This window comes from Actinomyces sp. AC-20-1, assembly GCF_023369555.1.
Taxonomy (GTDB): Bacteria; Actinomycetota; Actinomycetes; order Actinomycetales; family Actinomycetaceae; genus Actinomyces.
Genome location: NZ_JACJVC010000008.1, coordinates 88,181 through 113,810, shown reverse-complemented (window position 1 = coordinate 113,810; position 25,630 = coordinate 88,181). Strand labels below are relative to the sequence as shown.

Sequence of the window (25,630 nt, the reverse complement as noted above, 5' to 3'; positions counted from 1 at the left end):
GGCCTGGCACGCGCTGGACGGCGCCACCGCCTCAACCCGCCCGGCCCGGGCCCGCACCCCTGAGACGGCCTCCCCGGCCGCCGCGCTCTTCGACCAGGCCGGCACACGCCCCCGCCCCGGCCGCCGCCCCGGGCGCCGACGCCGCCGCCTGACCGGCGCCCTCATCGTGCTCCTCGCCTTCGCCGCCACGCTGGGGGCCGGTGCTCTCGCCGTCGACGCCCTGGGCCTCCTCGACCCCCGGCCCGAGCCGACCCCCGAGGCCGCCACCTGGGTGCCCCCCTCACCCACCCCGTCCGGGCCCGCCGCCGTCGTCCCCGACTACACGGGCTTCGATGCCGCCCACGTCATCGACGACGACGTCTTCTTCGACTCCGGCTCCATGACGCTGGAGGAGGTCAGCGACTTCATCGCCCGGGTCAACAAGGGCTGCGTGGCCGGCGACGACGGCACCCCCTGCCTCGCCCAGGCCGTCTTCACCACGGAGGACTACGCGCCCGGCCCCGGCTGCTCCGGCTACACGGGGGCCGAGGGCGAGAGCGCCGCCCAGGTCATCACCAACGTCGCCGGCTCCTGCGGGGTCAGCCCCCGCGTGCTGCTCACCCTCATCCAGAAGGAGCAGGGCCTGCTCACCGCCTCCGGCGAGAGCCTCACCGCCCACGACTACGAGGCCGCCGCCGGCTACGACTGCCCCGACGGCGGCACCTGCGACCCCGAGCACGCCGGCTTCTTCCGCCAGCTCTACGGCGCCGCCGCCCAGTTCCAGCGCTACCACCAGGACCCGTGGGGCTACGAGGTCGTCGCCGGCGAGACGGCCACGCTCGGCTACGCCCCCAGCGCGGCCTGCGGCACCGGTGAGGTCACCCCCGTCAACCAGGCCACCGCCGGCCTGTACAACTACACCCCGTACCTGCTCAACGAGGCCGCCTGGGACGGAGGGGACGACTGCACCACCTGGGGCACCCTCAACTTCTACGGCTACTACCGCACCTGGTTCGGGGACCCGACCCCCTCGAGCGCCGACTGAGTGCGGCCGGCAGCGCCACCGGGCTCCGCCGGGCGCGCCGCCGGCCTGTCGGCTTGAGCCCCGTCCCGGGAGCCGGCGTGACAGGATGTCCCCATGCAGCTGCCCGAGATCCTCACGACCATCTGGGTCGTGCTCGAGTACGCCATCAAGGTCGCCGCCCTGGGCACCGTCCCCGAGAACCGCAGGCCCTCCTCCTCGACCGCCTGGCTGCTGCTCATCTTCCTGCTGCCCGTCGTCGGCCTGCCCCTGTACATCTTCCTCGGCAGCCCCTGGATCCGCGGCCGCCGCCGCGAGCAGCAGGTGAGCGCCACCGAGGGCGCCCTGCGGATGACCGCGGGCCTGCCCGACGCCCCCGAGGGCGCCCACCCCGGCGAGCACCTGGCCTCCGTCCTGCGCATGAACCGCAGGCTCACCGGCCTGCCCTGCGTCACGGGCGAGGCGGTCGCCCTGCACGCCGACGCCGCCGACACCTACGCGGCCATGGCCCGCGCGGTCGACACCGCCGAGCACCACGTCCACGTCGAGTTCTACATCCAGTCCTGGGACGAGGTGACGGACGTCTTCTACCGCTCCCTCGAGCGCGCCGCCGCCCGCGGGGTCACCGTCAGGCTCCTCGTCGACCACCTGGGCTCGCGCAAGTACCCCGGCTGGCGCACGCTCGGGCGGCGCTGGCAGCAGGCGGGGATCCAGTGGCGGCTCATGATGCCGCTGCTGCCCCACCGGCGGCGCTTCCGCCGCCCCGACCTGCGCAACCACCGCAAGCTCCTCATCGTCGACGGCCGCACGGCCTTCATCGGCTCCCACAACATCATCGACCCCACCTACCGGCTGCGCTCCAACATCCGGGCCGGGCGCGTGTGGCACGACCTGTCCGTCGAGGTCACGGGGGACGTCGTCGTCGAGGCGCAGGCCGTGTTCGCCATGGACTGGTACTTCGAGGCCGGTGAGCAGCTCGAGGCCCTGGACCTCGTCCCCGGCCTGGGCGGGCAGGACCTGGCCGACGTGGGCGACGGGGCGGGCAGCGCCGTCGTCGGCACCCCGGCTCCCCGCAGCGGCAGGCCCGACGCCGTCGTCAACGCCATGCAGATCGTCCCCTCCGGGCCCGGCTACCCGACGGAGCCGAACCTGCGGATGTTCCTGTCCCTCATCCAGACGGCCGAGCGGCGGGTGTCGATCACCAGCCCCTACTTCATCCCCGACGAGGCCCTGCTGTCCGCCATGACGACCGCCGCCTACCGGGGGATCGACGTCGAGCTCTTCGTCGGCAAGGAGTCCGACCACTTCATCGTCAACCACGCCCAGCGCTCCTACTACTCGGCCCTGCTGGCCGCGGGCGTGCGCATCTACCGCTACCCGGCGCCCACGGTCCTGCACGCCAAGTACATGACGGTCGATGACGACGTCACCGTCATCGGCTCCTCCAACATGGACTTCCGCTCCTTCGCCCTCAACTACGAGGTCATGCTGCTGGCCTTCGGCGGGGACCTGGACGACCTCCTGCGCCTCAACGACGAGACCTACCGCGAGCTGAGCGAGGAGCTGACGGCTGAGCAGTGGGCGAGGGAGCCGTGGTACCGGCGCTACGTGGACAACGTCTGCCGGCTCATGTCCGCGGTGCTGTAGGGCGTCCGGCGCGTCGGCGCCCGCGACGCTGTCGCCGCGAGCTCGAGGGTTGGGTCACGAGGTCGAGGGTTGCGGACTCGAACTCGGCACCGAACCCTCGAACTCGTGCAGGGACGGGGCTCAGACCCTCGCCAGCAGCCTGCCGATGCGCTGCACGCTCACCTTCCGGCTCGTGCCCAGCGTCTGGGCGAACAGGCTCACCCACAGCTCCTCGATGAGCCAGCGGCCCTCGACCAGCAGCGCCTCGCGCCCGGCATCCGCCGGCAGCGCCGCCGCCCGCTCGCGCGCCTGCGCCAGCAGCGCCTCGGCCTGGCCCACCTGGTAGGCCAGCGCCGCGTCATGGCTCGGCGAGGCCTGCGCCTTGTCCACGCGCAGGGCCGCCGCCCGCAGGTAGCGCGGCAGGTGGACGAGGTGCTCGGGTGGCGTCGCCGCCACGAAGCCGTCGAAGACGAGCGAGGCGACGTGCTCACGCACCTGCTGGAGCGTGGACAGCAGCGCCAACGAGGTGTGCTGCTCGACGGCGCGCCCCACCTCCCGCTGCGCCTGGAGCGCGGCGGCCACCACCTGCGCCACCCGGTAGACCTCGTCCTCGAGCTCGCGGCGCATGACCGCCACGAGCTCCTCGAAGACGGCCCGCGTGCGCACCTGGTCCAGGCGACGCCCCACGGCCACCGCCCACCGGTCGGCGACCACGCGCGCCGCCGACAGCTGGATGTCCGTCACCAGAGCCTCGGTCGTCCGGTACGGCGAGGCGGCCAGCGCCAGCGTCTCACCGGCCGTCCAGCGTGAGGTCACGCGCCCGACGGCGAGCTGCGTGCGCGCCAGCGCCAGCGCGGTCACCCCGGCCGGGTGCGCGCGGGCCTGCGCCTCGGCGTCGGGCAGGATCGTGAGGTCCGCGCTCGCAGGGCCGGCGGCCACGAGCGTCGGGTAGCCGCGCACGACGAGCCCGGCCGTGCCCGTGGACTCGACGGTCGCCGGCAGGGTCGAGCGGTCCTCACCCTCGAGCCCGGCCACACCTGTCGGCCAGTCGACCAGGCCCCTGCGCTCCGCGATCCCCGCCCGCAGCCCGGCGCCCGGCGCACCGGAGCCGGCCGACGACGAGCCCGGTCCTCCAGCGGACGGTAGGGCGCCGCCGTCGGCCCCCTTCCCGCGGCCCTTGCGCCTGCGGCCACGAGAGGAGCGGCGGTCCTCGGCCTCCGCCATCGCCTGGGCCAGCGCCCCGCGCACGGCCGAGCGCACCGCCTGCTCCGTCCGCCCGGCGAGCCGCTTCTGCAGCGCGACGAGGTCCTTGCCGCGGCCGACCTCGCGCCCGCGTGCGTCGAGCCCCACGAAGGCGACGCGCAGGTGCTCCGGCAGGTGGTCCTCCGCCTCGAGCCAGTCGGCCGCGGTGACCTCGACGTCGCGCAGGCGCCGCACTGCGGCGGAGAAGGCCTCTCTGAAGGAGACGGCCGGCGCGCTGGCGCCCTCGGGCACCGGGTGGGCCTCGCGCATCATCGCCCACAGCTGGGCGCCGACGTCGGGGGCCGGCACGAGCTGGCGGCGCACCCGCTTGGGCAGGGCCCGGATCGTGGCGACGACGAGCTCGGGGCGCATGCCCGGCACGAGCCAGTCGAAGCCCTTGGGCTCCAGGCGGCCCAGCACCTCGAGGGGCACCTGGACGCTCACGCCGTCGTCACTGCGGCCGGGCTCGAAGACGTAGTCCAGGCCGAGGGTGAGGTCCCCCTGGACCCACTGGTCCGGGTAGGCCTGCTCGAGGTCGTCGTCGCCACCGGGCAGGAGCAGCTCGCGCGTGAAGTCGAGCAGGTCCGGGCGCCGGCCCTTCTCCCACCTCCACCAGGCGTCGAAGTCGTTGGCGCCGTGGACGTCGTCGGGGACCCTCTCGTCGTAGAAGCGCAGCAGCGCCTCGTCCGAGGCCAGCAGCCCGTGCTCGCGGCGGCGCGACTCGACGTCGCCCAGCTCCTCCACCAGGTCGCGGTTGCGCTGGACGAAGCCGTGGCGCGCGTGCCAGCCGCCCTCGACCAGGCCCTGACGCAGGAACATCTCGCGGGCCACCTCGCGCGCGGAGGCGGTCCCGACGGAGGCGAGGGTCGCCGGGCGGTCCGCCGCCAGCGTCATGCCGTACAGGAGGACCTTCTCGTGGACCATGGCGGCGCCCTGGCGGGTGGACCAGTAGGGCTCGCCGTACACGTGCCGGGCCAGGCCGGCGGCCTCGGCCGCCTCCTCGACCCAGCGCGGGTCCACCCGCGCGACCGTGCGGGCGAACAGGCGGCTCGTCTCGACGAGCTCGGCGGTCATCACCCAGTCGTAGGTCTTGCGGCGCAGGCCCGACCCGGGCCAGATCGTGAAGCGGGTGCCGCGGGCGCCGCCGTACTCGCGGCGCCGCTCGTCCCAGCTGCCGACGTTGGACAGCAGCCCCACGAGCAGGGAGCGGTGGATGGCGTCCGCGTCCGGCGTGTCCGCGCTGCGTCCCAGGGCGACGACGGCGGCCGCCACGTCCCCGTGGGCGACCTGGGCGGCGTGCGAGCCCGGCTCAAGGGCCTCTCGGGCGGCCCGGATCGAGCGGGCCGTGGGCAGCTCCACCGGTGCGGCGGACAGCCCCAGCGGCCGGGCCAGCTGGCGCAGCTGGGTGTGGACGTCCTGCCACTCGCGCACCCGCAGGTAGTGCAGGAACTCACTGCGGCACATGCGGCGGAAGGCGGAGCCGGAGAGCTCGCGCTGCTGGGTGCGCAGGTAGCGCCACAGGTTGAGGTAGGTGAGGAAGTCGCTCGTGGGGTCCGCGAAGCGGCGGTGCAGCGCGTCGGAGGCCTCCTGGCGGTCCACCGGCCGCTCGCGCACGTCCTGGATGGACAGGGCCGCGACGATGACCATGACCTCGCCGGCGCAGCCGCGCTCGCCGGCCTCGAGCAGCATGCGCCCCAGGCGCGGGTCGATGGGCAGGCGGGCCAGGCGCCGCCCCACGTCGGTCAGACGCGGTCCTCGCCGGGAGTCGTGGGCCGCCCGGCGCGAGGAGCCGGCGCCGACCGTCTCGATGGCGCCGATCTCGGTGAGGAGCTGGATGCCGTCGCGCACCGCCCGTGAGTCGGGGGCGTCCAGGAAGGGGAAGTCCTCGACCGCTCCCAGGCCCAGGCTCGCCATCTGCAGGATGACGCTGGCCAGCGAGGTGCGCAGGATCTCCGGCTCCGTGTACTCCGGGCGGGCGAGGTAGTCGCCCTCGGAGTACAAGCGGATGGCGATGCCGTCGGCCACGCGGCCGCAGCGGCCCGAGCGCTGGTCCGCGCTGGCCCGGCTCACCGGCTCAATGGGCAGGCGCTGGACCTTCGTGCGGTTGGAGTAGCGGGAGATGCGCGCCAGGCCCGGGTCGATGACGTAGCGGATGCCGGGGACCGTCAGGGAGGTCTCGGCGACGTTCGTGGCGAGCACGACGCGACGGCAGGAGTGCGCCTCGAAGACCCGGTGCTGCTCGGCGGCGGTCAGCCGCGAGTAGAGGGGCACGACCTCGACGGCGCCCGGCGTGCGCGAGCGCCCGTCCGCGGTGTAGCGGGGCCCCAGGTGGTCGATGAGGGCGGACTCGGTGTCGCGGATGTCGCGCTCCCCGGCGAGGAAGACGAGGATGTCACCGCTGCCGGCGGCCATGAGCTCGTCGACGGCGTCGAGGATGCCGGTGACCTGGTCGCGGTCCTCCTCGCGCTGCGACGGCGCCCGGCCCGCACCGGCCCGGGCGGTGGGCCCTGCCCCGGCCGCCGCGCGCACGGCCTCACGCCGGGCGCGGGCGGCCGCCCTGACCGCGGGGTCGGGCGAGGTCAGGGCCTCGAGTTCGTCGTCGGACAGCTCCCCGGCCGGGGCCGGTCCCGTGGGGGCCGTGGGACCGGTGGGGGCGTCGTCGTCGGGGACGTGGCCCCCGGCGTGACGCACCGGGTCCGCGGCGGCGTCGAAGCCGTCATCGGCGAGCAGGGGCCGGTAGCGGATCTCCACCGGGTAGGTGCGCCCCGAGACCTGGATGACGGGGGCGGGGACCCGGGTGACTGAGCCGTCTGCGCGCGAGACCTCCTGGCCGAAGTGCTCGGCGAAGCGCTCGGAGTCGATGGTCGCCGAGGTGATGATGACCTTGAGGTCCGGGCGACGGGGGAGCAGGCGGGCGAGGTAGCCGAGGATGAAGTCGATGTTGAGGCTGCGCTCGTGCGCCTCGTCGACGATGACCGTGTCGTAGCGGCGCAGCATGGGGTCGGTCTGGATCTCCGCCAGGAGGATGCCGTCCGTCATGAGCTTGACCAGCGTGCGCGGGCCCGTCTCCTCGGTGAAGCGCACCTGGTAGCCCACGACGCCGTCGCCCCCGATGGAGGTGCCGAGCTCGTGGGCGATGCGCTCGGCGACGGAGCGCGCGGCGATGCGCCTGGGCTGGGTGTGGCCGATCATGCCGGTCACGCCGCGGCCGAGCTCGAGGCAGATCTTGGGCAGCTGGGTGGTCTTGCCGGAGCCGGTCTCGCCGGCGACGATGACGACCTGGTTGGAGGCGATGGCCTGGGCGATCTCGTCGCGGCGGGCACTGACGGGCAGCTCCTCCGGGTAGACGACGGCGGGCACGTTGGCGGCGCGCTCGGCCAGCTGCTCGGGCGTGAAGCCCGGCCACTCGCGGCGGCGCCCGCCCCGCTTGGCGCGGCGTCCCTGGTCGGAGTGCCCACCCGGGCTGGCTTGGCCGTCCTGCTCGGCGCGGCTGCCCTGGTCGGCGTGGCCGCGGCGGGAGGGACGGTCGTGCCGGCTGGTGCCGGTGCCGGAGGCTCGGCCGGAGCCACGGCCGGGCCGGGGACTCCCGGGGCGCTCGCTGGGCGGCGCAGGGCTCAGTGCTTCCGTGCTCAGCGGCTCTGGGCTCATGCTCGTCTCGTCACTCATACGGCTGCCCATTGTCCCCCAGGCTCAGCGCCGCGACCGTGTGATGTCACCAGCGCCCGGCCCCAGGACAACCTTCCCTGCGTAGGACAACCTCCCGCTCGTAGGACAACGTGTGTGCGCGCTTTTCGTTGTCCTTGGGTGCGCAGGTTGTCCTTGGGGCAGGAGGTGGTCCTTGGGTGTGCAGGAGGTGCTCCGTGACGGCACCGGGGTCCTCGCGATCCGGTGCGCCAGGAGCCCACGTGGCGACCGTCTCATGGGGGAGCATGGCCTCATGAGCGACCCGACGCCCCACCCCGACGACCCCACGGCCCCGGCCGCGCCCGCTGAGCGGTCGGGCGTCCCCGCCACCCGCAGCACCTGGCAGAGGGTGCGCCGTGCGACCGGCTGGTGCGTCGCCGTCGTCCTCGGGCTCCTGGCCGTCCTCACCCTCGCCCCGGACCTCCTCGCGGGCCTCAGCGAGGACCTGCGCCTGAGCATGCGCTACCCCTTCGCCCAGGCCCTCGCGGTCCGCAGCGGGCTCGTGCTCATCCTCGCGCTCGTCGGCCTCGTCGTCGCCGTCTCCGCGCTCACCCGCGTCCTGCGCCGCGAGGGCGGGCTGCGCACCGGCGTCCTCGCCCTCGTCCTGCTGCTCGTGGCCGGCACGCACACCTGGGTGCTGTGGGACCGCGGGCTCGAGACCACGGACCTGGCCACCGCCCCCGCCGCGGCCGGCGAGCCCTGGGACGGCGGCCTCACCGTCCTCACCTTCAACACCTACGGGGGCCGGGCCCACACGGTCGAGCTGGCCATCGCGATCCGCTCAACCGCCCCCGACGTCGTCGTCCTGCCCGAGACGAGCGCCGAGGACACCACCGAGATCCTCGCCCTGCTCGCCCAGGACGGCCTGGCCTACACGCCCTTCACCACCGCGCCGGGTGCGCCGGAGGAGGCTGCCGAGCCCGCCGACGCCGGGGCTGCCGATCCGGTGGCCGAGACTGCTGAACCAGCCGACGCCGTCGGAGAGCCGGCTGAGCCTGCCGGCGACCTCGACGATCCCGCCGACCCTGCCGCCTCGCCCGAGCCCACGCCGACGGCACCCGGGGCCGGCTCGGGCGCGGGCGCCACCTCGGTCCTCGTCAGCGCCGGGATCGGCGAGTACGAGCAGGCCAGCGCCCCGGACGGCCTCGGTCACGGCGCAGTGCTCCTGCAGCCGGTCGGCGACGCCCTGCTGGACGGCCACCAGCGCCCCACGATCCTCGGCGTCCACACCATCGCGCCCCTGAAGGACACGATGGAGCCCTGGGCGCAGTCGGTGAGCAGGGTCGTCGCCCAGTGCGCAGCCCCGGCCCCGGGCCTCGTCCTCGCCGGAGACCTCAACGCCACCCTCGACCACGCCCCCATGCGGGACCTGGGCGGCTGCACCGACGCGGCCCTGCAGGCCGGGGGCGGTGGCCTGTCCACCTGGCCGGTGTCCACCCGCACCCCGCTGCTGGGCTCGCCCATCGACCACGTGCTCATCGACACGGCCACCTGGACCAGCACGGGCGTTGACCTCATCGAGGTCCCCGGCTCCGACCACCGGGCCCTCGTCGTCACCCTCGAGCAGCACTGAGAGGTCCTGAGAGGTGCTGGGAGCCGACGGCGTCCGCCGCACCGCCCGGCCCACCCGCCGAGCCGCGCAGCCCCCCGCCGGCCACCGGTTGGCCGGCCCACCCACTGGCGCGGGCCTAGCGCAGGCGCCGCTCGAACCACTCACGGCCGAGCCTGCCCACCTGCTCCTGGGCCTCCTGCGGGTTCTCGGCCCGCACCTGTACGAGCTGGCTGCCGTCACGCAGCAGCGTGAAGCCCTCGGTCGCCGCCGCGGCCGAGTCCGGGAACTCGTCCGTGAGCGCGCCGTGGAGCATGAGGACGGGCCAGGGCAGGCCCTCCATCGTGCGCTCCGGGCTCTGCAGGGACACGTCCGCGAGGGTCTGCTTGGACAGCACGTCCCACTCGCGCGCGTTGGGGTTGTCGTCCACGAGGCGGGTGAGGCCGTGGGCGGCGAGCTCGTCGAGCTGGTCCGGGGAGAAGACGTTCTCCCACAGGATCGACTGCGGGCCCACCACCGCCCCCACGACGACGACGGCCTGCACGTTCTGCGGCCGGGCCAGCAGGGTCGCCGTCGCCCCGAAGCCGTTGGCGTGCACGCCCGTGCGGCGGTAGCCCAGCACCTCGAGCCAGCCGGTGACGGCCTGCAGGTCCTCGACCTCGCCCGCGAGGGTGACGACGTCGTCGTCGGAGGCGCCCAGGCCGGAGAAGTCGAACTGGAGGGTCGCCCAGCCGGCCTGGCGGTAGGCCGCGGCCAGGGCGTCGAGGCGGTGGTCCAGGCCGTGCCTGTCGGTGAGGAAGTCGTGGGCGAGGACGATGACGCCCTCGGCGCGCTCAGGAGCCGGGATGCCGGCGTCCACCCCGGCGAGCACGGCGTCGATGTCGAGCCCGGCGGCGCCGTCGGGCAGCATCAGCGTGCCCGCCAGCGTCACGCCGCGGGAGGTGTCGATGCGGACCTCGCTCATGTGACCCAACCTAAGGCAGCGGCCAGCCGCACCGGGAGGGGCAGGACGCCCCGTCGTGTCGATTGCGCTCGCAGCGTGACCCGTGGGGTCCCGCCTTCTGCGCGCTCTGCGCGCGCCTTCCGCGCGGTGCCCGGGCGACGGCGTCGGCCCGGTCCCGGCGGGCGCGCTCAGACGGCGATGGCGTGGGCGGCCTCGACGGCCAGGCGCACGAGGGACTCGTCCGTGCGCTGGGGCTCGCCGGGGGTCAGGCCCCGCACGGAGCAGCGCATGTGGATCTCGCGCGCGCCCGTGGCCTCGATGACCTGGGCCGTGTTCTCAGGGCGCACCGTGCCGGCCGCGATGACCGTCGGGCCGCCGGCGGCGACGAGCCCGCGCAGGACCTCGGCGCCCTCCAGCGCGGTGGGGGCGCCGCCGGAGGTGAGCACCGCGCTGACCCCGAGCCCGCCGAGGTCCCCGTAGGCCTCGGCGAGGTCGCGGGTCTCGTCGAGCGCCTTGTTGAAGGTGATGGGGGCGCCGTCGGCGGTGTCGACGAGCAGGCGCAGCAGGCCGCGGTCGATCGTGTGCTCCTCGGTGAGGACGCCGACGACGAAGCCGAGCTCGACGGCCGGCGGCAGGGGCTGCCCGGCGGAGCCGGCGGGCTGGGGGCGCGTGTACTCGCTCATCTCGCGCGCGAGGGCGGCGATGCGGCGCACGTCGGCGACCATGGCGCGACCCTCGTCGGAGCTGAAGACGAAGCCGCCGCCGCGCGGGCGGATCATGACGCGCAGGCCGAGCGGGTGGGCCGCGGGGCTGGTGAGCCAGTGGCGTCCGGCGAGGGCGCGGCGCTGGGCGATCTCCTCGGCGGCGGCGAGGACCGCGGCCTCGACGGAGCCGATGGAGGGGGTGGTGCCGCCGGCGGCGAGGTTGTCGCACAGCTCGGCCCGGTCCGCCCCGGCCCGGGCGGACAGCCGCACGCCCTCGGCGTTCTCGGTGCAGATCTCGACGGCGACGTGGCCGGGGCGGCCCCAGGACCGGTCCTGCGTCCAGACGGCGTGGCGTCGCAGGGAGGGGGCGGAGCCGGTCAGGCGCATCGCGTTCATGGACCGAGTGTGTCATGCCGTCCGGCTGTGGTGGAGGTCGCAAGATGTGACACGATGTCGCGAAGCCGGGACGTGAAGGTTAGGCTCTCCTTCGCTGCGTGCCCTTCCGGTGACGAGCAGCCCCCGACCGGTCACGAGAGAAGGACCCCATGGCCCGAGCCACACGCGCCCCCAAGGTCCCCGTCGGCACCCCCGCGGGCAGCCGTGCCAACACCGCCTCCTTCCTCCTCACCGCCCTCGGCGGCCTCGCCTCCGGCTGGACCCTCATCCACCTCGGGCGCGGCCTCGGCGCCGTCACCGGGACCGCCCTCACCCGCAGCCCCACCGCCGACGGCGACTGGCGCGCCCACCTCCTGGCCGCCCTCCTCGGGGCCCTCCTGGCCGGCGCCTGCCAGCTCGCCGTCGAGCTCACCGCCCGCACCAGCGCCGCCGGCCAGGAGGGCGCCATCCGCGCCAGGGCCCTCGGCCACCTCCTCGCGCTCGGCCCCGGCCGCGCCCGAGAGCACCGCAGCGGTGCCACCGTCTCCCTGCTCACCGACGGCGCCGAGCGCGTCGCCCTCTACCGCCAGACCTTCCTCGCCCCCACCGTCGCCGCCGCCCTGTCACCGGCCCTCGTCCTCATCCTCCTCGGCGCCACCGTCGACTGGCTGAGCGCCGTCGTCCTCGCCCTCGCCGTCGTCCTCATCCCCGGCTTCATCAGCGTCTTCCACTCCAAGGTCCGCCGCTCCTCCTCCGGCTCGCGCCGCCAGCGCACCCGCCTGAGCGCCGAGTACCTCGACGCCATCCAGGGGCTCACCACCCTCGTCCTGGCCCGCGCCGCCCGGCGCACCCACGAGAGCCTCAGGCGAGAGGGCGAGGCCAACCGCCGCGCTGTCATGGGCCTGCTCGCCGGCAACCAGCTCGTCATCCTCGTCACCGACGGGCTCTTCTCCCTCTTCTTCGTCGCCGCCTCCGCCGCCCTCGCCCTGGCCCGCCTCGGCTCGGGCGCCATCGGCCCGGGGGACGCGCTGGCCATCGTGCTCGTCTCCTACACCCTGCTCGAGCCCCTGGACCGCGTCGGCGCCTTCTTCTACGTGGGCATGGGAGGACTGGCCAACCAGCGGGCCCTGCGCGCCCTGCTCGCCACCGAGCGCGCCGACGGTGCCGCCCTGCCCGACGGCGAGAGCCTGCACGAGCCCACCACCCCACCCGACAGGGCCGGTGGCGCCGGCGGCACCTGGGTCGACGGCGCCCGCCTGAGCCTCAACGGCGTCACCGCCACCTGGGCGAGGCCCGACGACGACGCCCCCGCCGTCCTCGACGACGTCGACCTCAGCATCGAGCCCGGGGAGCGCGTCGCCGTCGTCGGCCCCTCCGGCGCGGGCAAGTCCACCCTCGTCTCCCTCGTCTCCGGCGACCTCCTGCCCGCCGCCGGCACCGTGCGCGTGGACGGCACCGCCCTGACCGCCGCCACCCAGGACGAGGTCCGTGCCGCCAGCGCCGTCGTCGCCCAGACCACCTGGCTGTTCACCGGCACCATCGCCGACAACCTGCGCCTGGCGGACCCCGGCGCCACCGAGGAGCGCATGTGGCAGGCCCTCGAGGCCGCCCACCTCGCCGACGAGGTGCGCCTCATGCCCGAGGGCCTGCACACGCTCCTGGGCGAGCAGGGCCTGGGCCTGTCCGGCGGCCAGGCCCAGCGCGTCTCCCTGGCCCGCGCCTTCCTCGCCAACCGGCCCCTGCTCGTCCTCGACGAGCCCACTAGCCAGGTCGACCTCGACTCCGAGGCCCGCATCGTCCAGGCCATCGAGCGCGTCTCCGCCGGCCGCACCGTCCTCACCGTCTCCCACCGCGCCGGAGCCGTCACCGGGGCGGACCGCGTCCTGCGCGTGCAGGACGGCCGCGTCGCCGTCGTCACCCCCTCCCAGAAGCAGGAGGCCTGAGCCCATGAGCCGCACCCCCTCCGCCGCCCCCGTCGCCCCGGCCCCCACCCGCCGTGAGCTCATCGCCTGGCTCCTGCGGGTCACCCGCCCCGTCCTCGCCCCGCTGCTGGCCTCCACCGCCTGCCGCGTCGCCGACCTGCTGCTCGGCGTCGGCCTGTTCGCCCTCGCCGCCGCGGCGGTCGTGCGCACCGCCACCGCCCTCGCCACCGGGGCCTCCCTGCCGTCGCTGTGGGTCGTCGTCGGCGCCATGGCCGCCATGAGCCTGGCCAAGGCCCTCCTGCGCTACGGCGAGCAGCTCCTCGGCCACCTCGTCGCCTTCAAGGCCCTCGAGCTCCTGCGCGCCGAGATCTTCCGCGCCCTCATCCCGCGCGCGCCGCGCGTCATGGCGACCTCCCGCTCCGGCGACCTGCTGGCCCGCTCCACCAAGGACGTGGACCGCATCGAGGTCTTCTTCGCCCACACCTTCGCCCCCATGGTCTCCGCCGTCATCGTGCCGACGACCGTCCTGCTCGTCATCGGCGCCCGCGCCTCCTGGGCCCTGGCGCTCACCGCCCTGCCCCTCCTGCTCACCGCGACCCTGCTCGTGCCGCTGGCCGGCTGGCGCCGCTCCCTGCGCTCCTCGCGCGAGGTGGTGGCCGCCCGCGCCGTCCTCACCCAGCACGTCACCGACTCCGTGCAGGGCCTGGCCGAGGTCGTCGGCTACGGGCGCACCAGCGAGCGGCTGGCCCAGATGCGAGAGCTGGACGACGCCGTCGCCGCCGCCGGGCGGGCCTCCACCGTCTGGGCCGCCGCGCGCCGCGGCGCCGTGCAGCTCCTCGTCCTGGCCGGCCCCCTGGCCGTGCTCGCCGTCGGGGCTCCCGCCGTCGAGCAGGGCGCGCTGAGCCCGGCCGTGCTCGCGGCCAGCGCCGCCGCCGTCCTGCGCCTGACGGAGACGGTGCGCGGCGTCGAGGAGTTCGCCGCCTCCCTCAACGCCTCCTTCGCCTCCGCTGAGCGCGTGCACGAGGTGGTCCACGCCCCCGTCGAGGTGCCCGACGGCGGGACCGAGCTGGTCGGCGCCGGCGCCCACGAGGTCGTCTGGGAGGACGTCTCCTACGCCTACCCCGGCGCCCGCGGGCGGGCCCTGGCCGGCGTGTCCCTCACTGCGGCGGCGGGACGGTGGACCTGCCTCGTGGGGGTCTCCGGCTCCGGCAAGACCACCCTGGCGAACCTCGCCCTGCGCTTCGACGACCCCACCGGCGGGCGGGTGCTCGTGGACGGCCACGACCTGCGCTCCCTCACCGCCGACTCCCTGCGCCGCGAGGTCGCCCTCGTGTCCCAGAGGGCCCACCTGTTCCGCGCCTCCGTCGCGGACAACGTGCGACTGGCCCGCCCGGACGCCACCCAGGAGGAGGTGGAGGATGCCTGCCGGGCAGCCGGCGTCCACGACGAGGTCCTGGTCATGGAGGAGGGCTACGACACGCTCATCGGCGAGCGTGGCGCCTCCGTCTCCGGCGGGCAGCGCCAGCGCCTGTCCCTGGCGTGCGCCCTGCTCGCCCGGCCCGGCGTCCTCGTGCTCGACGAGTTCACGAGCCACCTCGACCCCGAGCTCGAGGGGCGCGTGCGCCGGGCGGTGCGCGAGCGCCTGACCGGGGCGACCGTCATCGAGATCACCCACCGCCTGGGCCGGGTGGGGGAGGCGGACCACGTCGTCGTCCTCGACTCCGGCCGCCTGGTGCAGGCCGGCGCGCCCGAGGCGCTGCTCGCCGTCGACGGGCCGCTGCGGCGGCTGCGTGAGCGCGAGCGGGCCTGAGGCTCAGACGTCGTCGACGTCGTCGTAGGAGCGCGGGTCCTCGATGGGCTCCAGGTGCGCCGAGACCCGCAGGCTGGGGTCGGCCGCCACGAGCTCGTCGATGAGCTCCTCGGTGAAGTCGTGCCCCTCCTTGACCGTCCACGCCCCCGGCACGAGCACGTGCACGTGAGCGAAGCGCCGGTTGCCGGCCTCGCGCACCCGCACCGCGTGGAAGTCCACCCGCCCCTCGACCCGGTGTCCGTCGAGGACCGCGTTGATCGCCGCCAGCGCCTCCGCGGACGGGGCGACGTCCATGAGCCCCGCGACGGACTCCGACAGCAGGCGGAAGCCCGTCCACATGATGTTGAGGCCCGCACCGAGCGCGACGACGGCGTCCAGCACCGGGGACTGGAACACGGCCACGAGGCCCACGCCGAACAGCACCGCCACCGAGGTCATGACGTCCGTCGCCAGGTGCGTGGCGTCGGCCACGAGGGTCGCCGAGCGCTCCGCGCGTCCGGTGCGGTAGAGCACCGCTGCGACGACGGCGTTGATGACGGAGGCGACGACGCTGACGGCCAGGCCCACTCCCAGCCTCTCGGGCATGACGGGCGTGAGGACCCGCTCGACCGCGGAGACGATGATGAAGGCGGCTGCCACGAAGATGAGGGCGCCCTCGACGACGGCGGAGAGGTACTCGGCCTTGGAGTGCCCGAACTGGTGGTCCTCGTCCGCCGGGCGGATCGAGACCTTGAGGACGATGAGCGCGACGACCGCGGCGACGAGGTTGACCAGCGACTCGGTGGCGTCGGAGAGCAGGCCCACCGAGCCGGTCATCCAGGCGGCCCCTGCCTTGAGGGCGATGGTCGTCACGGCCGCCGCGACGGACAGCCAGGCGTAGGCGCTCAGGTCCTTGGGGGGCGCGTACCTGGGGGAGGACATGACCGCAGTCTGGGCCCTGGGTCCCGGCCGGACCGAATCAGGGTTTCGGGGCCCCGGAAGCGGGGGCAGTGTGAGCCGGGCCGGCGTGGGCCGGGCGGTATGGGTGGGGAGGCAGGGTGGCTGGAAGCCGGCCTCGCCCGGAGCGTTGGCACCGCCGCCCGGTGCCTCCGTAGAGTTCAGCCCGTGCTGTGCGCCGTGGCCTCCTGCCTGCCCGCCGTCGTGGACCTGCCCGTCCCCGACGCCCTGCCCAGCACCTTCCGCGCCGTCGACCTGTGCGGGGTTCTGCTCAACGGCATCCTCGGCGGGCTCATCGCGCGCCGCAAGAACTTCGACATGGTGGGATTCGTCGTCCTCGCCATGCTCACCGCCACCGCGGGCGGGATCCTGCGAGACGTCATGATCCAGGCCGGCCCGCCCTACGCGCTCACCGACCCCTACTACCTGTACACGGCTTGCGCGGGCGCGCTCATCGCCTGGTGGCTGCCCTTCCGCTCGCGCCCGGCGCGCCGCTTCCTCGTCGTCGCCGACGCCGTCGTGCTGGGCACGTGGGCCGCCACCGGGGCCTCCAAGGCCCTGGCCAACGGGCTGGGGGTCATGCCGGCCCTGCTGCTGGGCTGCCTCACCGCCGTCGGTGGCTCGATGATCCGCGACGTCTCCGTGGGGGAGACTCCGGCCGTCTTCGGCGGGAACAAGCTCTACGCCGTGCCGGCCCTGTGCTCGGCGGCCACGGAGGTCTCCCTCGTGCTGTCGGGGGTGCCGGACGCCTACGCGATGCTCGCCTCCACGCTCGTGGGGGCGGGCACCTGCCTGCTCGCCTACTGGCGCTCCTGGCGCCTGCCGGTGATGGAGGAGGTCGAGCGCGAGCGCGAGCGGCGGCGTCGGACCCGGCTGACGTCCGGCGCCAGGCGCCTGCGGGTGCCGGGGACCGCGGTGGCGGACAGCGGTGGGACCTCGGCCTCGGGCTGGCGTCGTGCCCTCATGCTGCGGCCCCGGTGGGCGGCGACGGCGGAGGCGGCAGAGGCAGCGCGGCCGGGCCGGACGGTACGGCCGGGCTGGCGCTACCGGCCGCTGGACCCCGAGGACCGGTGAGCGCTGCGGGTGCTGTGAGTGCCGTGGGCGCTCGCGGTGCCGCGATGCGGGGCCTCAGGAGGGGCCTCAGGCGGGGCGGGTGCCCGCGGGCAGGTCTCAGACGGAGCGGGCTGACCTCAGACGGAGCGGACCTGGGCCTCGTCGACGTGGATGGGCTCGGGGGCCTCGGCCGGCTCCCCGGTGCGGGTGCGCCCGCCGAAGAGGGTCTCCTTGACGGCGTCGGCCACCTTGTCGGTGACGACCTCGCCCTGCTGGCGCACGAAGGAGGAGGCGCGGGTGGTGGCGGCGTCGACCTTCTCGCGCACGAAGGGCTGCTCGGTGACGCGCGAGGCGGCGGCCTTGATGCGCTCGTACTGCGCGCGGCCGGCGCGCGTGCCGAGGACGTAGCCGGCGCCGAGGCCGAGGATGAAGGGGAGCTTGCTGGCCATGCGGACCTCCTGTGGTTGCGTGGTGCGGGTGCGCCGACGGCGTCCGCGCGTCTCTGGCCCCAGCCTACCGGGAGCGCCTGCGGGGGCGCGGCGAGGAAAGGCGCCACTTCCTGAGGTAAGACTTTCTTTGCTATACGCGCGGATTAATCGTTCTTACCATTGTCTGGTGCTGACTCCCGAGACGATCCCCGCGACCCCCACCGCCTCCGACGAGGTGACGGTGACGCACCTCGACGCCCGTGCGCCCTGGACGGGCCCGCTCGACCTGCGCGCCGGCAGCGGCCGGGAGCGGGGCTCGCGGGCGTCCGCCGAGCCCGAGGAGGGTGAGGACCTCGCCGCCCGCCTCAACTGGCTGCGCGCCGGGGTCCTGGGGGCCAACGACGGCATCGTCTCCGTTGCGGGCCTCGTCATCGGCGTCGCCGCCGCCGCGCCCGGGGACAACCGGGCGATCCTCGTCGCGGGCGTGGCCGGCGTCCTGGCCGGGGCCTTCTCCATGAGCGCCGGGGAGTACGTCTCCGTCTCCACCCAGACCGACGCCGAGCGGGCCCAGTCCGAGCGCGAGGGGCGCGACCCCGGGGCCCTCACGAGCGCCTGGCAGGCCGCCTTCTCCTCCGCCGTCAGCTTCGTGCTGGGCTCACTGCTGCCGCTCGCCCTCGTCCTGGCCGCCCCCGGCCCCTGGAAGGTTGCCGCCACGGCGGGCGCCGTGCTGCTCGCCCTCGCGCTCACCGGCGCCGTCTCCGCCCGCCTGGGCAGGTCCCCCGTGAGGCCGGCGGTGGTGCGCAACATGGTGGGCGGCGCGCTGGCCATGGCCGTCACCTGGGCGATCGGCCACCTCATCGGCGTCAGCCTGTGACGCCCTCCGCCTGGTCCGCTGTCCAGCCCCCCGCCTGGCCGCCGACGATCCAGGGCGGCAGCAGGCGCGCGAGCTCGAAGCCGTCGCGCCCGGTCACCACGGGCACGTCCGCCTCGGCGAGGGTGCGCGCCTCGTAGCCCAGGCCCATGGGGTGCGCGATCTGCGCCCCGGCGAGCACCTGCTCCTTCTGGGACAGGCGCCGGATGGCGACCGCCGCGACGCGGTTGGAGTGCTCACGAACCACCTCTGAGTAGATGAGCGGGTCGTGCTGGCCGTCGTCGCCGATGAGCAGCCAGGTGACGTCGGGCAGGTCGATCATGAGACGGCGCAGCTCGGTGCGCTTGTGCTCGATGCCCGAGCGGAACCAGCCGGTGGCGCTCGGGCCCCAGTCCGTCATGAGCTTGGGCGCCTGGGGGTAGCCGTTGTGGGCGAAGAAGGAGCGCAGGGTCGGCACGGCGTTCCACGGGCCGGTGGACAGGAAGATGACCGGCGTGTTTGGGTGGGCGGCCTCGACACGGGCCAGCAGCTGCGCCATCCCCGGCACCGCCTCGCGGTTGGAGGCGTTCTTGAACAGGAAGTTCCAGGCGGCGATGAGCGCGCGGGGCACCTCGGTCACCATGGCGGTGTCGTCGATGTCGCACACGATCCCGAGGCGCTCACCGGGCCCGATGATCCGCACGCGCGTGGTGACGGTGCCGGCGCCGGCGGCGTCGATCTCGACGTCGTGCCAGCCGGGGGCCAGGCCGTGGTCGCGCACGACGACGTCGATGTAACCGCCCTGGTCCGCGCGGGTGCGCACGCTCACCCCGCCCACGCGGATCGTCACCGGCAGGTAGGGAACCGGCACGTCGATGAGCTGGCGCCAGCCCCGCTGGGCGTCCATGAGGGTGTCGACGGCGAGCTCGCGCACCTGCTCGGGCGTCGTCGGCAGCTCGCGGGGGATGGAGCGGAAGAGCGGTCCCTCGGCGGGGGCGTTGGCCGGGCGCATGAGCATACGGGCGAGCACACGGGCCATGGGGGCTCCGGCGTGGTGCGCGCCGGTGGTGGAGGGGGCGCTGGAGCCGTAGCCGTCATAGCCGATGACGCGCGGGCGCCAGCCCATCGCCTTGAGGGAGGGGATGAGGCTGCGGGACAGCTGGATCTCGGCGGCGCGGGCGATGTCGGAGAGAGGCACGCCTCGATCCTATGGGGTGCCCGCCGGTGCCCGCCCGGGCCTGAGCGGGCCCGCCTGCGCCTGGACAACGTGCTCGTGCAAGGACAACCTTCCTGCGCCAGGACAACGTGCGTGTGCCAGGACAACCTGGTGGCGCTCAGCAGGTTGTCCTGGGAGCGCCAGGTTGTCTTTGAGCGCATACGTTGTCCTGCGCGCGCCGGGTTGTCCTGGGAGGCAGGGGCGCACTCCTGGCGGGCGCGTGAGGCCGGCGGCTGCGGCCGGGAGCGATGGACGGCAGCTATGGCCGGGCACCACCGCCGGGGCGCAGGGCGAGCCCGACGGCGACGCCCGCTGCCAGCGCCCACCACGTGTAGGAGGAGCCGAGCAGCTGCTGCCACCACGACCAGTCCCGCTCGAGGTGGTGGCCCTCGGTGAACCACCAGTGCGCCGCCAGGAGGAGCACGAGGCCCCCGGCCCCGGCGACCACGAGCAGGCTGCCGCGGCCCCACCGGAGCGCGGCCGCGACGAGGCCGACCAGCGCGGGCACCGCCCACACCCAGTGGTGCGACCACGAGATGGGGGACACGAGCAGGCCCAGCACCATCGTGACGCTCACCTGGAGCAGCAGCACCGTCCCCTCTCCCGCGTCGGCGTCCGTGCCACGACCGGACGGACCGTCCTCCCGGCCCCGGCCCCGGCCCCGGCCCGCACAGCCCGGGCCCACCTCCCCGACCCGCTCGAGCCGGCGCAGGAGCAGCCACGCGCCGATGACGGCGGCCACCACCGTCCCGGCCCACACCAGCGACAAGCCGTGCTCCCCTGACCACGAGGGCCAGGCCCGCGTGAGGAGGGCCCGCAGGTTCTGGTTGCCGGCGTAGTCGGCCTGGCCCGCCCGCGTGGGGTCCCACATCGCCTGGGTGAGGAACCGCCACGACTCCGCCGGCGAGACCACCGCCGCGCCGGCCGTCACCGCCAGCGCGCTGGCCACCATCGTCGCGGTCGAGCGCCACTCGCGCCGCGCGAGCAGCACGAGCACGGCGATCGCCGGAGTGAGCTTGAAGGCCGCCGCCAGGCCATTGAGCACGCCGCGCCAGCGCGAGCCCCGGGGCACCACGAGCAGGTCGACGGCCACCAGCGCCATGAGCACGGCGTTGACCTGTCCGTACTCCATCGTCTTGTGCACCGGCTCGACGAGCACCACCGAGGCCGCCGTCAGCCACGGCACCGCGACCGCGAGCAGCACCGGGCGCCGCAGCACCGGGCCGCGGCCGACGGCGCTGAGCACGCGGCCCCCCGGCAGCAGGCAGCGCAGGCACGCCCAGAGCGTGACGGCCACGGCCACGGGTGTGGCCACGGTGAGCAGCGCTTGCGAGAGGTCGTCGTCCACCCGGGCCAGGGGCGTGAGGACCCAGGCGGCGAAGGGCGGGTAGGTGAAGGGCCACAGCTGCTCGGCAGGGTTGGCCCACCAGTCGTACAGGCTCCCGCCCGCGCGCCACTGCGCCACGGCGGCGCGGTAGATCCAGGCGTCGAGGTGGAAGACGCGACCGCCGTCGTCGGACACGACCCACGGCCGGGTGACGACGGCGACGGCGACCCACCCGGCCAGGGACGCGAGAACCGTCAGGACCCACGGCACCAGGGTCCCGGGGCGGGCTGCGGGTCCGGGTCGTGCGGCCGGTCCGGGCTCGGGGGCGGTGGGGGTTGGGCTCACGGTGTCAGAGGATCTCAGAAGTGGCCGGGGGAGTCAGGCCCTCTCCCCGTCGGGCGCCTCCCCGTCGCTGGGACTGCCAGGGCCGGCGGGCCCGGGCAGGTGGGTGGCCGAGCGCGCCCGGCGCAGGGCCGGTAGGCCGACGACCATCGCCACGACCGCCACCCAGGACATGCTCGCGGTGAAGAGGTAGCCGCCGTGCGAGCCCGCGGCGTCCAGGACGACACCGCCGACCATCGAGCCCAGCGACACCCCGATGTTCATCGAGGTGCTCACCCAGGCCAGGCCCTCGGTGAGCTGGGAGCGGGCGACGGTGGCCTGCACGATGTTGTTGCCGGCCGCCATCGTCGGCGCCGTGCCGAAGCCGACGAGCACGTACAGGACGGCGAGGACCTCCAGGCCCGGGGCCAGCACGAAGGTCGAGGCGCCCAGCGCGAGCCACACGACGCCCAGGACCAGCTGCTTCCACAGGGGCCAGCCCCAGGAGCGCGAGCCGTACAGGAGCGCGGCCACGCAGGAGCCCGTCGCCCAGGCGGCCAGCGCGATGCCGGTGGAGCCCCGCTGGCCCAGCTCCGTGGCGAAGGCGACCGCCGCGACGTCGTTCGCCCCGAACATCGCCCCGCTGAACAGGAAGATGACGATGATGGACACGACGGCGCCCTGGCGCAGCACCGGGGTGGGGCGGGCCGCGAGCAGCGCGTCCACCTCCTGGCGGCGGGTGGCGTCGTCGCCGGAGCGGCGCCTCGGACGGCGGGCGCGCGGGTGCGGGACCGGCTCGGTCGAGCGCTGGGACAGGAAGAGCAGCCCGCCGACCACCTGCAGGAGCAGGGAGATGATCCAGCCGCTCGTCACCGGCAGGGCGGAGGTCGTCGAGACGGCGGTGGCCAGCACCGGACCGACCATGAAGGCGATCTCGTCGAGCGCGGCCTCCAGGGAGAAGGCGGTGTGGATGTCCTCGGGCGTGCTCAGGACCGTGGTCCAGCGCGAGCGCACGAGCGAGCCCATGGAGCCGCCGAAGCCCCCGGCGCCGGCGGCGAGCAGCACCAGGAGCCACAGGGGTGCGAGTGCCTGCGCGGCCACGATGAGGCCCAGCAGGCAGGCGGCGGAGACCAGCATTGAGGGCAGCATGACCCTCCGCTGGCCGTGCACGTCGATGAGGCGGGCGAGCAGGGGCGCCCCGATGGCGGTGGCGACCATGTACGCCGCCGAGACGGTCCCGGCGGCCGTGTAGTCGCCGTAGAGGGACTGGACCGACAGGATCGTCGAGATCCCTACCATCGACATGGGGAAGCGGGCCATGAGCCCGGCGCTGGAGAACAGCAGCGCGCCCGGCCGCGACAGGATCCGCCCGTAGGCGCTGGCAGTGGGAAGGGACATCGGCGGTGGTCAGCGGGTGGTGGAGTAGGCGCCGGAGCGGTTGACGGTGAAGCCCTCGCCGGTGACCTGGCTCCAGCACTCGACGCCCTCCTCGGAGGAGGTGCAGGCCATCTGCCCGTTCTGGGCGGCGGAGCCGTAGCTGAGGGTGGCGCCGGCCCCGCCGACGGCGGGCAGGTCGCAGCTGCCGGTGGCGGAGCCGTTGGCCTCGAGGACGATGGTGAAGGGCAGGGAGTTGTCCTCCCCGCACGTGTTGTCGACGAACTCGTGCTCCGCGATGGTGCAGGTGACGGCGTCGGCGCCGACCGCGCAGCTGATGTTGCCCGACGGCGAGGCGAAGGAGCTGAGGGTGATGGCGCCGGCGGGGGCCGGGTGGGCCAGGGCGGTCGGCGTAGGAGTGGGCGACGGCGTCGCCGAGGGTGTGGGGGAGGGCGAGGGGGCGGCCTGCTCGGGCTGCCCGGGCTGCTCCGTCTCGGTGGGGGCCTCGGCGGCCTGCGTGGGCACGGCCTCGGGGGAGGGCGCGGCGGGGCGGTCGGCGCCGCCCATGAGGAACCAGACGGTGAGGGCGACGACGAGGACGAGGGCGACGGCGCCCAGCACCCACAGCCAGACGGTCCCGCCGTGCCCGGCGGGCTCCTCCTCGGCCTGCCCGACGCCGAAGACTCCCTGCTCGCCCTGGGCGGGGCGCTGGGCCCAGGCAGGCGCGCCCAGGGGACCCGTCGCGACGGCGGCGCCAGTAGTGCCCATGGCCGCGGCCGCGGTCCCCTGCGGGCCGGGGCCGCCGGGCCGGTACTGGCCGGGCGCCTGGGCGCCCTGGTAGGCGGCGTAGGGCTGGTGGGGCGGGTAGGCCTGGGTCTGCTGCGGCGCGGAGGGCTGCTGGACGGGCAGGGCGACGGTCGCCTGCGTGGGGGAGACCGCGGCCCCCGCGCCGGTGGGCAGCATCTGGGTGGTGGCCTCGCCGCCGGCCTCCGCAGCGCTCACAGGACCCACCGGACCCGCAGTGCCCACAGCGCCCGCGGCACGGCGGGCCAGGGCCGCGTCCACGGCCGGGTCGCCCAGGGAGCCCAGCCACTCCAGCAGCGCCGGGTAGGTGCGCGGGTTCTCAGCGATGTAGGGACGCAGACCCGGGTAGTTCTGGGCCAGCGTGTGCAGCGTGGTGAGCTCGGCGTGGGGGTCCGTCGCGCGGGCGACGAGCTCGGCCTGAGCCTGCGACATAGCGGTGTCCTTCGGGTCCGGTGAGGCGGCGCGCGGTCCTCGGGCGGCAGCGCGGAGGGCTCGGGCCGGGGACGGGTGCGCCGGGGCCGGTGGGTACCGGTCCCCATGAGCCTACCTGAGGGGGCTGGCGGGGCTCCGGGCGGGGCCCCGGCCGGTATTGTCGGGCGCGCGGCCCCCGGCCCGGGGCGCCGTCAAGGAGCCGACCTCAGGAGCGCGCATGGCGGACACGGCCGACGGACGCGTCGGACATCCCTCGGCCCCCGACGGCGCGGACCGCCCGGATGGACCCGTGGCCGGCAGCGCACCGCGCCCCGGCGACCTCGTGCCCCTCGCCGGCGCCGCCACCGACGTCGGCCGGTTGCGGCGCGTCAACGAGGACGGCTACCTCGCCCTCGCCCCCGCCTTCGTCGTCGTGGACGGCATGGGGGGCCACAGCGCCGGGCGGGCCGCCGCACGCGCCGCCCTGAGCGCCCTGCGCCCCCTGGGCGGCACCCGCGTCACCGGCGCCGAGCAGGTCGTCGAGGCCGTGCGCGAGGCCGCCGTCGCGGTCACCGCCATCCCCTCCCAGGCCACCCACCGGCCCGGGGCGACCGTCGCCGGCGTCGTCCTGGCCCACGTGCCCGGGACCGACGGCGACGTGCCCACCTGGGTGGTGCTCAACATCGGCGACGCCCGCGTCTACCTCCTGCGCGACGGCGCCCTCACCCAGGTCAGCCACGACCACTCCCAGGTGCAGGAGCTCGTCGACGCCGGCCGACTCACCCCGGCGGCCGCCCGCCGCGACCCGCGCCGCAACATCGTCACCCGCGCCCTGGGCGGCGGGATCGACGACGACGGCGTGCCCGCCCTGCGCCTCCTGCCCGCCGCCGTCGCCGACCGCCTGCTCGTGTGCTCCGACGGCCTGAGCGACGAGCTGGACGACGACGAGCTCGCCGTGCTCCTCGGCGCGGGCCTGTCCCCCCAGCGCACGGCGGAGGCCGCCGTCGCCGCCGCCCTCGAGCACGGTGGTCACGACAACGTCACGGCCCTCGTCATCGACGTGCCCGGGTCCCCGGCGCCCGGGGCCGGCCCAGCCTGTCCCGGTGACGAGGAGCTGCGGTCGGCGTGAGCGCGACGACGGCGCCCGGTCAGGGCGACGAGACCCGGTCGCTCGCACCCATCGAGGTCAGCGGGCCCCTCGGCAGCGCGCGCCTGCACCCGCACGCGCCCGCCGACGTCGTCGAGCAGGTCCGGGCCCTGCTGAACCGCGCACCGGAGGGCCCCGCGGCGCAGGCGCCCGCCAGGCCCTCGGCCACCACCGCCGACGCCGCCGCCGACCTCCCCGTCCTGGAGGAGGCCCCGGCGACCATGACCTGGTCCGAGGAGGACGAGGCCCGGGCCTGTGCCGCCGGGACCGGCGTCTGGGGGCCGGCCGCCCCCTCGCCCGACTACCCCGAGCCCGAGCCGGGCTCGGGCCGTCGTCGGCACCGCTCCTCAGGCGGGCCGGTGGAGGGCACCACCGCCGAGCCGTCGGCCACCGCGCAGGAACCGCCCGCCCCCGGGCTCGAGGCCCCCCAGCCTCCCGGCGTCCCGCTCGTGTGGGGCAGCCTGTGCGCCGCCGGGCACGTGAGCCCGCCCGACGCGCCCCGCTGCCTGTCCTGCCCCGCGCCCCTGACCGGTGAGCGGCGCCAGGTCCCCACCCCGGTCCTCATGGTCCTGTCCCTGTCCACCGGGCAGCGGGTGCCCGTGCGCGGCGAGGTCGTCATCGGGCGGGCCCCTCAGCCCCTGGCCCCCGGCGGCTCGCTCCTCGTGCCGGTGGCCAGCCCGACGGAGGTCGTCTCGCGCTCGCACCTGCTGGTCTCGACCGCCGGCTGGTCCGTCCTCGCGCGCGACCTCGGCTCCCACAACGGCACCGTCCTGCTGCGCCCCGGCATCGCCCCGGTGCTGCTGGGGAGCACCGTGCCCTGCCCGCTCCTCGTGGGAGACTTGCTGGACATCGGCGACGGCGTGACGGTCCGCCTCGACCCGCCCGGCTGACCCGACCACCCACCTCGG

Annotated in this window: 18 protein-coding genes; 9 read left to right on the top strand and 9 right to left on the bottom strand. The window is 75.3% G+C overall.

Translation table 11 applies throughout. From position 1 onward, the window contains the following. Positions 1 to 1,024 (top strand): LasA N-terminal domain-containing protein (locus H6X67_RS06710; protein WP_349305314.1); only part of this gene is annotated, 1,024 nt, incomplete at its 5' end. 93 nt (positions 1,025 to 1,117) lie between these two features. Continuing rightward, positions 1,118 to 2,647, top strand: a complete 1,530-nt coding sequence (locus tag H6X67_RS06705; protein WP_249369094.1) for a phospholipase D-like domain-containing protein — start codon at positions 1,118 to 1,120, stop codon at positions 2,645 to 2,647. Positions 2,648 to 2,767: 120 nt separating this feature from the next. On the opposite strand, the gene H6X67_RS06700 is transcribed toward H6X67_RS06705, so the two are convergent. Beyond that, positions 2,768 to 7,516 (bottom strand): DUF3418 domain-containing protein, encoded by a 4,749-nt coding sequence (locus tag H6X67_RS06700; RefSeq protein WP_249375498.1) that lies wholly within the window; start codon positions 7,514 to 7,516, stop codon positions 2,768 to 2,770. A gap of 289 nt (positions 7,517 to 7,805) precedes the next feature. On the opposite strand from H6X67_RS06700, the gene H6X67_RS06695 reads away from it, so the two are divergent. After that, complete coding sequence (locus H6X67_RS06695; RefSeq protein WP_249369092.1) at positions 7,806 to 9,125, top strand: endonuclease/exonuclease/phosphatase family protein; 1,320 nt, start codon at positions 7,806 to 7,808, stop codon at positions 9,123 to 9,125. A 115-nt stretch (positions 9,126 to 9,240) separates the two neighbouring features. Here the strand turns inward: H6X67_RS06695 and H6X67_RS06690 are convergent, their stop codons facing one another. Together H6X67_RS06690 and H6X67_RS06685 are read right to left on the bottom strand one after the other, a co-directional pair. Then, positions 9,241 to 10,065 (bottom strand): alpha/beta hydrolase family protein, encoded by an 825-nt coding sequence (locus tag H6X67_RS06690; RefSeq protein ID WP_249369091.1) that lies wholly within the window; start codon positions 10,063 to 10,065, stop codon positions 9,241 to 9,243. 167 nt (positions 10,066 to 10,232) lie between these two features. Beyond that, positions 10,233 to 11,135: a copper homeostasis protein CutC gene (locus H6X67_RS06685; RefSeq protein WP_249369096.1), complete on the bottom strand. Its 903-nt coding sequence runs from the start codon at positions 11,133 to 11,135 to the stop codon at positions 10,233 to 10,235. A gap of 158 nt (positions 11,136 to 11,293) precedes the next feature. Here H6X67_RS06685 and H6X67_RS06680 point away from each other — a divergent pair, with 158 nt between their 5' ends. Both H6X67_RS06680 and cydC read left to right on the top strand, forming a co-directional pair. Continuing rightward, a complete protein-coding gene (locus H6X67_RS06680; RefSeq protein WP_249369090.1) occupies positions 11,294 to 13,066 on the top strand; it encodes an ABC transporter ATP-binding protein/permease in 1,773 nt (590 codons plus the stop codon). Positions 13,067 to 13,070: 4 nt separating this feature from the next. Continuing rightward, positions 13,071 to 14,855, top strand: a complete 1,785-nt coding sequence (gene cydC / locus H6X67_RS06675) for a thiol reductant ABC exporter subunit CydC (protein ID WP_249435482.1) — start codon at positions 13,071 to 13,073, stop codon at positions 14,853 to 14,855. Between the two features lie 3 nt (positions 14,856 to 14,858). Here the strand turns inward: cydC and H6X67_RS06670 are convergent, their stop codons facing one another. Further along, positions 14,859 to 15,776, bottom strand: coding sequence for a cation diffusion facilitator family transporter (locus H6X67_RS06670; RefSeq protein ID WP_249369415.1), 918 nt, complete (start codon positions 15,774 to 15,776; stop codon positions 14,859 to 14,861). Between the two features lie 183 nt (positions 15,777 to 15,959). Between H6X67_RS06670 and H6X67_RS06665 the strand changes: the two genes are divergently transcribed. Further along, positions 15,960 to 16,865 carry a trimeric intracellular cation channel family protein gene (locus H6X67_RS06665; protein ID WP_396121357.1) on the top strand — a complete coding sequence of 302 codons (906 nt, stop codon included), beginning with the start codon at positions 15,960 to 15,962 and terminating at the stop codon, positions 16,863 to 16,865. Positions 16,866 to 16,981: 116 nt separating this feature from the next. On the opposite strand, the gene H6X67_RS06660 is transcribed toward H6X67_RS06665, so the two are convergent. Continuing rightward, complete coding sequence (locus tag H6X67_RS06660; protein ID WP_249369416.1) at positions 16,982 to 17,293, bottom strand: YtxH domain-containing protein; 312 nt, start codon at positions 17,291 to 17,293, stop codon at positions 16,982 to 16,984. Positions 17,294 to 17,459: 166 nt separating this feature from the next. On the opposite strand from H6X67_RS06660, the gene H6X67_RS06655 reads away from it, so the two are divergent. Then, positions 17,460 to 18,146, top strand: a complete 687-nt coding sequence (locus H6X67_RS06655; protein ID WP_249369418.1) for a VIT1/CCC1 transporter family protein — start codon at positions 17,460 to 17,462, stop codon at positions 18,144 to 18,146. On the opposite strand, the gene H6X67_RS06650 is transcribed toward H6X67_RS06655, so the two are convergent. From H6X67_RS06650 to H6X67_RS06635, 4 genes are all read right to left on the bottom strand, one after another. Next, positions 18,136 to 19,320 (bottom strand): App1 family protein phosphatidate phosphatase, encoded by a 1,185-nt coding sequence (locus H6X67_RS06650; RefSeq protein WP_249369420.1) that lies wholly within the window; start codon positions 19,318 to 19,320, stop codon positions 18,136 to 18,138. The genes H6X67_RS06655 and H6X67_RS06650 overlap by 11 nt on opposite strands. A 277-nt stretch (positions 19,321 to 19,597) precedes the next feature. Then, on the bottom strand, positions 19,598 to 21,010 hold the full coding sequence (locus H6X67_RS06645; RefSeq protein WP_249369422.1) for a glycosyltransferase 87 family protein: 1,413 nt from the start codon (positions 21,008 to 21,010) through the stop codon (positions 19,598 to 19,600). 33 nt (positions 21,011 to 21,043) lie between these two features. Continuing rightward, positions 21,044 to 22,384 (bottom strand): MFS transporter, encoded by a 1,341-nt coding sequence (locus H6X67_RS06640; protein WP_249369424.1) that lies wholly within the window; start codon positions 22,382 to 22,384, stop codon positions 21,044 to 21,046. Positions 22,385 to 22,393: 9 nt separating this feature from the next. Then, positions 22,394 to 23,596, bottom strand: a complete 1,203-nt coding sequence (locus H6X67_RS06635) for a variant leucine-rich repeat-containing protein (protein WP_249435484.1) — start codon at positions 23,594 to 23,596, stop codon at positions 22,394 to 22,396. 217 nt (positions 23,597 to 23,813) lie between these two features. Here H6X67_RS06635 and H6X67_RS06630 point away from each other — a divergent pair, with 217 nt between their 5' ends. Together H6X67_RS06630 and H6X67_RS06625 are read left to right on the top strand one after the other, a co-directional pair. Further along, the gene (locus H6X67_RS06630) at positions 23,814 to 24,704 is read left to right on the top strand and encodes a PP2C family protein-serine/threonine phosphatase (protein WP_249369953.1); all 891 of its coding nucleotides are present in this window, start codon (positions 23,814 to 23,816) and stop codon (positions 24,702 to 24,704) included. Then, entirely contained in the window at positions 24,701 to 25,612 is a 912-nt protein-coding gene (locus H6X67_RS06625) for a hypothetical protein (RefSeq protein ID WP_249435481.1), read from the top strand. The genes H6X67_RS06630 and H6X67_RS06625 overlap by 4 nt, the downstream gene beginning before the upstream one ends. Positions 25,613 to 25,630: the final 18 nt, after the last annotated feature.

Excerpts from the sequence above, each read along its gene's own strand:
- H6X67_RS06670 (WP_249369415.1), bottom strand. The coding sequence starts at position 15,776 with ATGTCCTCCCCCAGGTACGCGCCCCCCAAGGACCTGAGCGCCTACGCC.
- H6X67_RS06680 (WP_249369090.1), top strand. The coding sequence starts at position 11,294 with ATGGCCCGAGCCACACGCGCCCCCAAGGTCCCCGTCGGCACCCCCGCG.
- H6X67_RS06690 (WP_249369091.1), bottom strand. The coding sequence starts at position 10,065 with ATGAGCGAGGTCCGCATCGACACCTCCCGCGGCGTGACGCTGGCGGGC.
- H6X67_RS06635 (WP_249435484.1), bottom strand. The coding sequence starts at position 23,596 with ATGTCGCAGGCTCAGGCCGAGCTCGTCGCCCGCGCGACGGACCCCCAC.
- cydC (WP_249435482.1), top strand. The coding sequence starts at position 13,071 with ATGAGCCGCACCCCCTCCGCCGCCCCCGTCGCCCCGGCCCCCACCCGC.
- H6X67_RS06660 (WP_249369416.1), bottom strand. The coding sequence starts at position 17,293 with ATGGCCAGCAAGCTCCCCTTCATCCTCGGCCTCGGCGCCGGCTACGTC.
- H6X67_RS06640 (WP_249369424.1), bottom strand. The coding sequence starts at position 22,384 with ATGTCCCTTCCCACTGCCAGCGCCTACGGGCGGATCCTGTCGCGGCCG.
- H6X67_RS06685 (WP_249369096.1), bottom strand. The coding sequence starts at position 11,135 with ATGCGCCTGACCGGCTCCGCCCCCTCCCTGCGACGCCACGCCGTCTGG.
- H6X67_RS06705 (WP_249369094.1), top strand. The coding sequence starts at position 1,118 with ATGCAGCTGCCCGAGATCCTCACGACCATCTGGGTCGTGCTCGAGTAC.
- H6X67_RS06630 (WP_249369953.1), top strand. The coding sequence starts at position 23,814 with ATGGCGGACACGGCCGACGGACGCGTCGGACATCCCTCGGCCCCCGAC.
- H6X67_RS06700 (WP_249375498.1), bottom strand. The coding sequence starts at position 7,516 with ATGAGCCCAGAGCCGCTGAGCACGGAAGCACTGAGCCCTGCGCCGCCC.
- H6X67_RS06695 (WP_249369092.1), top strand. The coding sequence starts at position 7,806 with ATGAGCGACCCGACGCCCCACCCCGACGACCCCACGGCCCCGGCCGCG.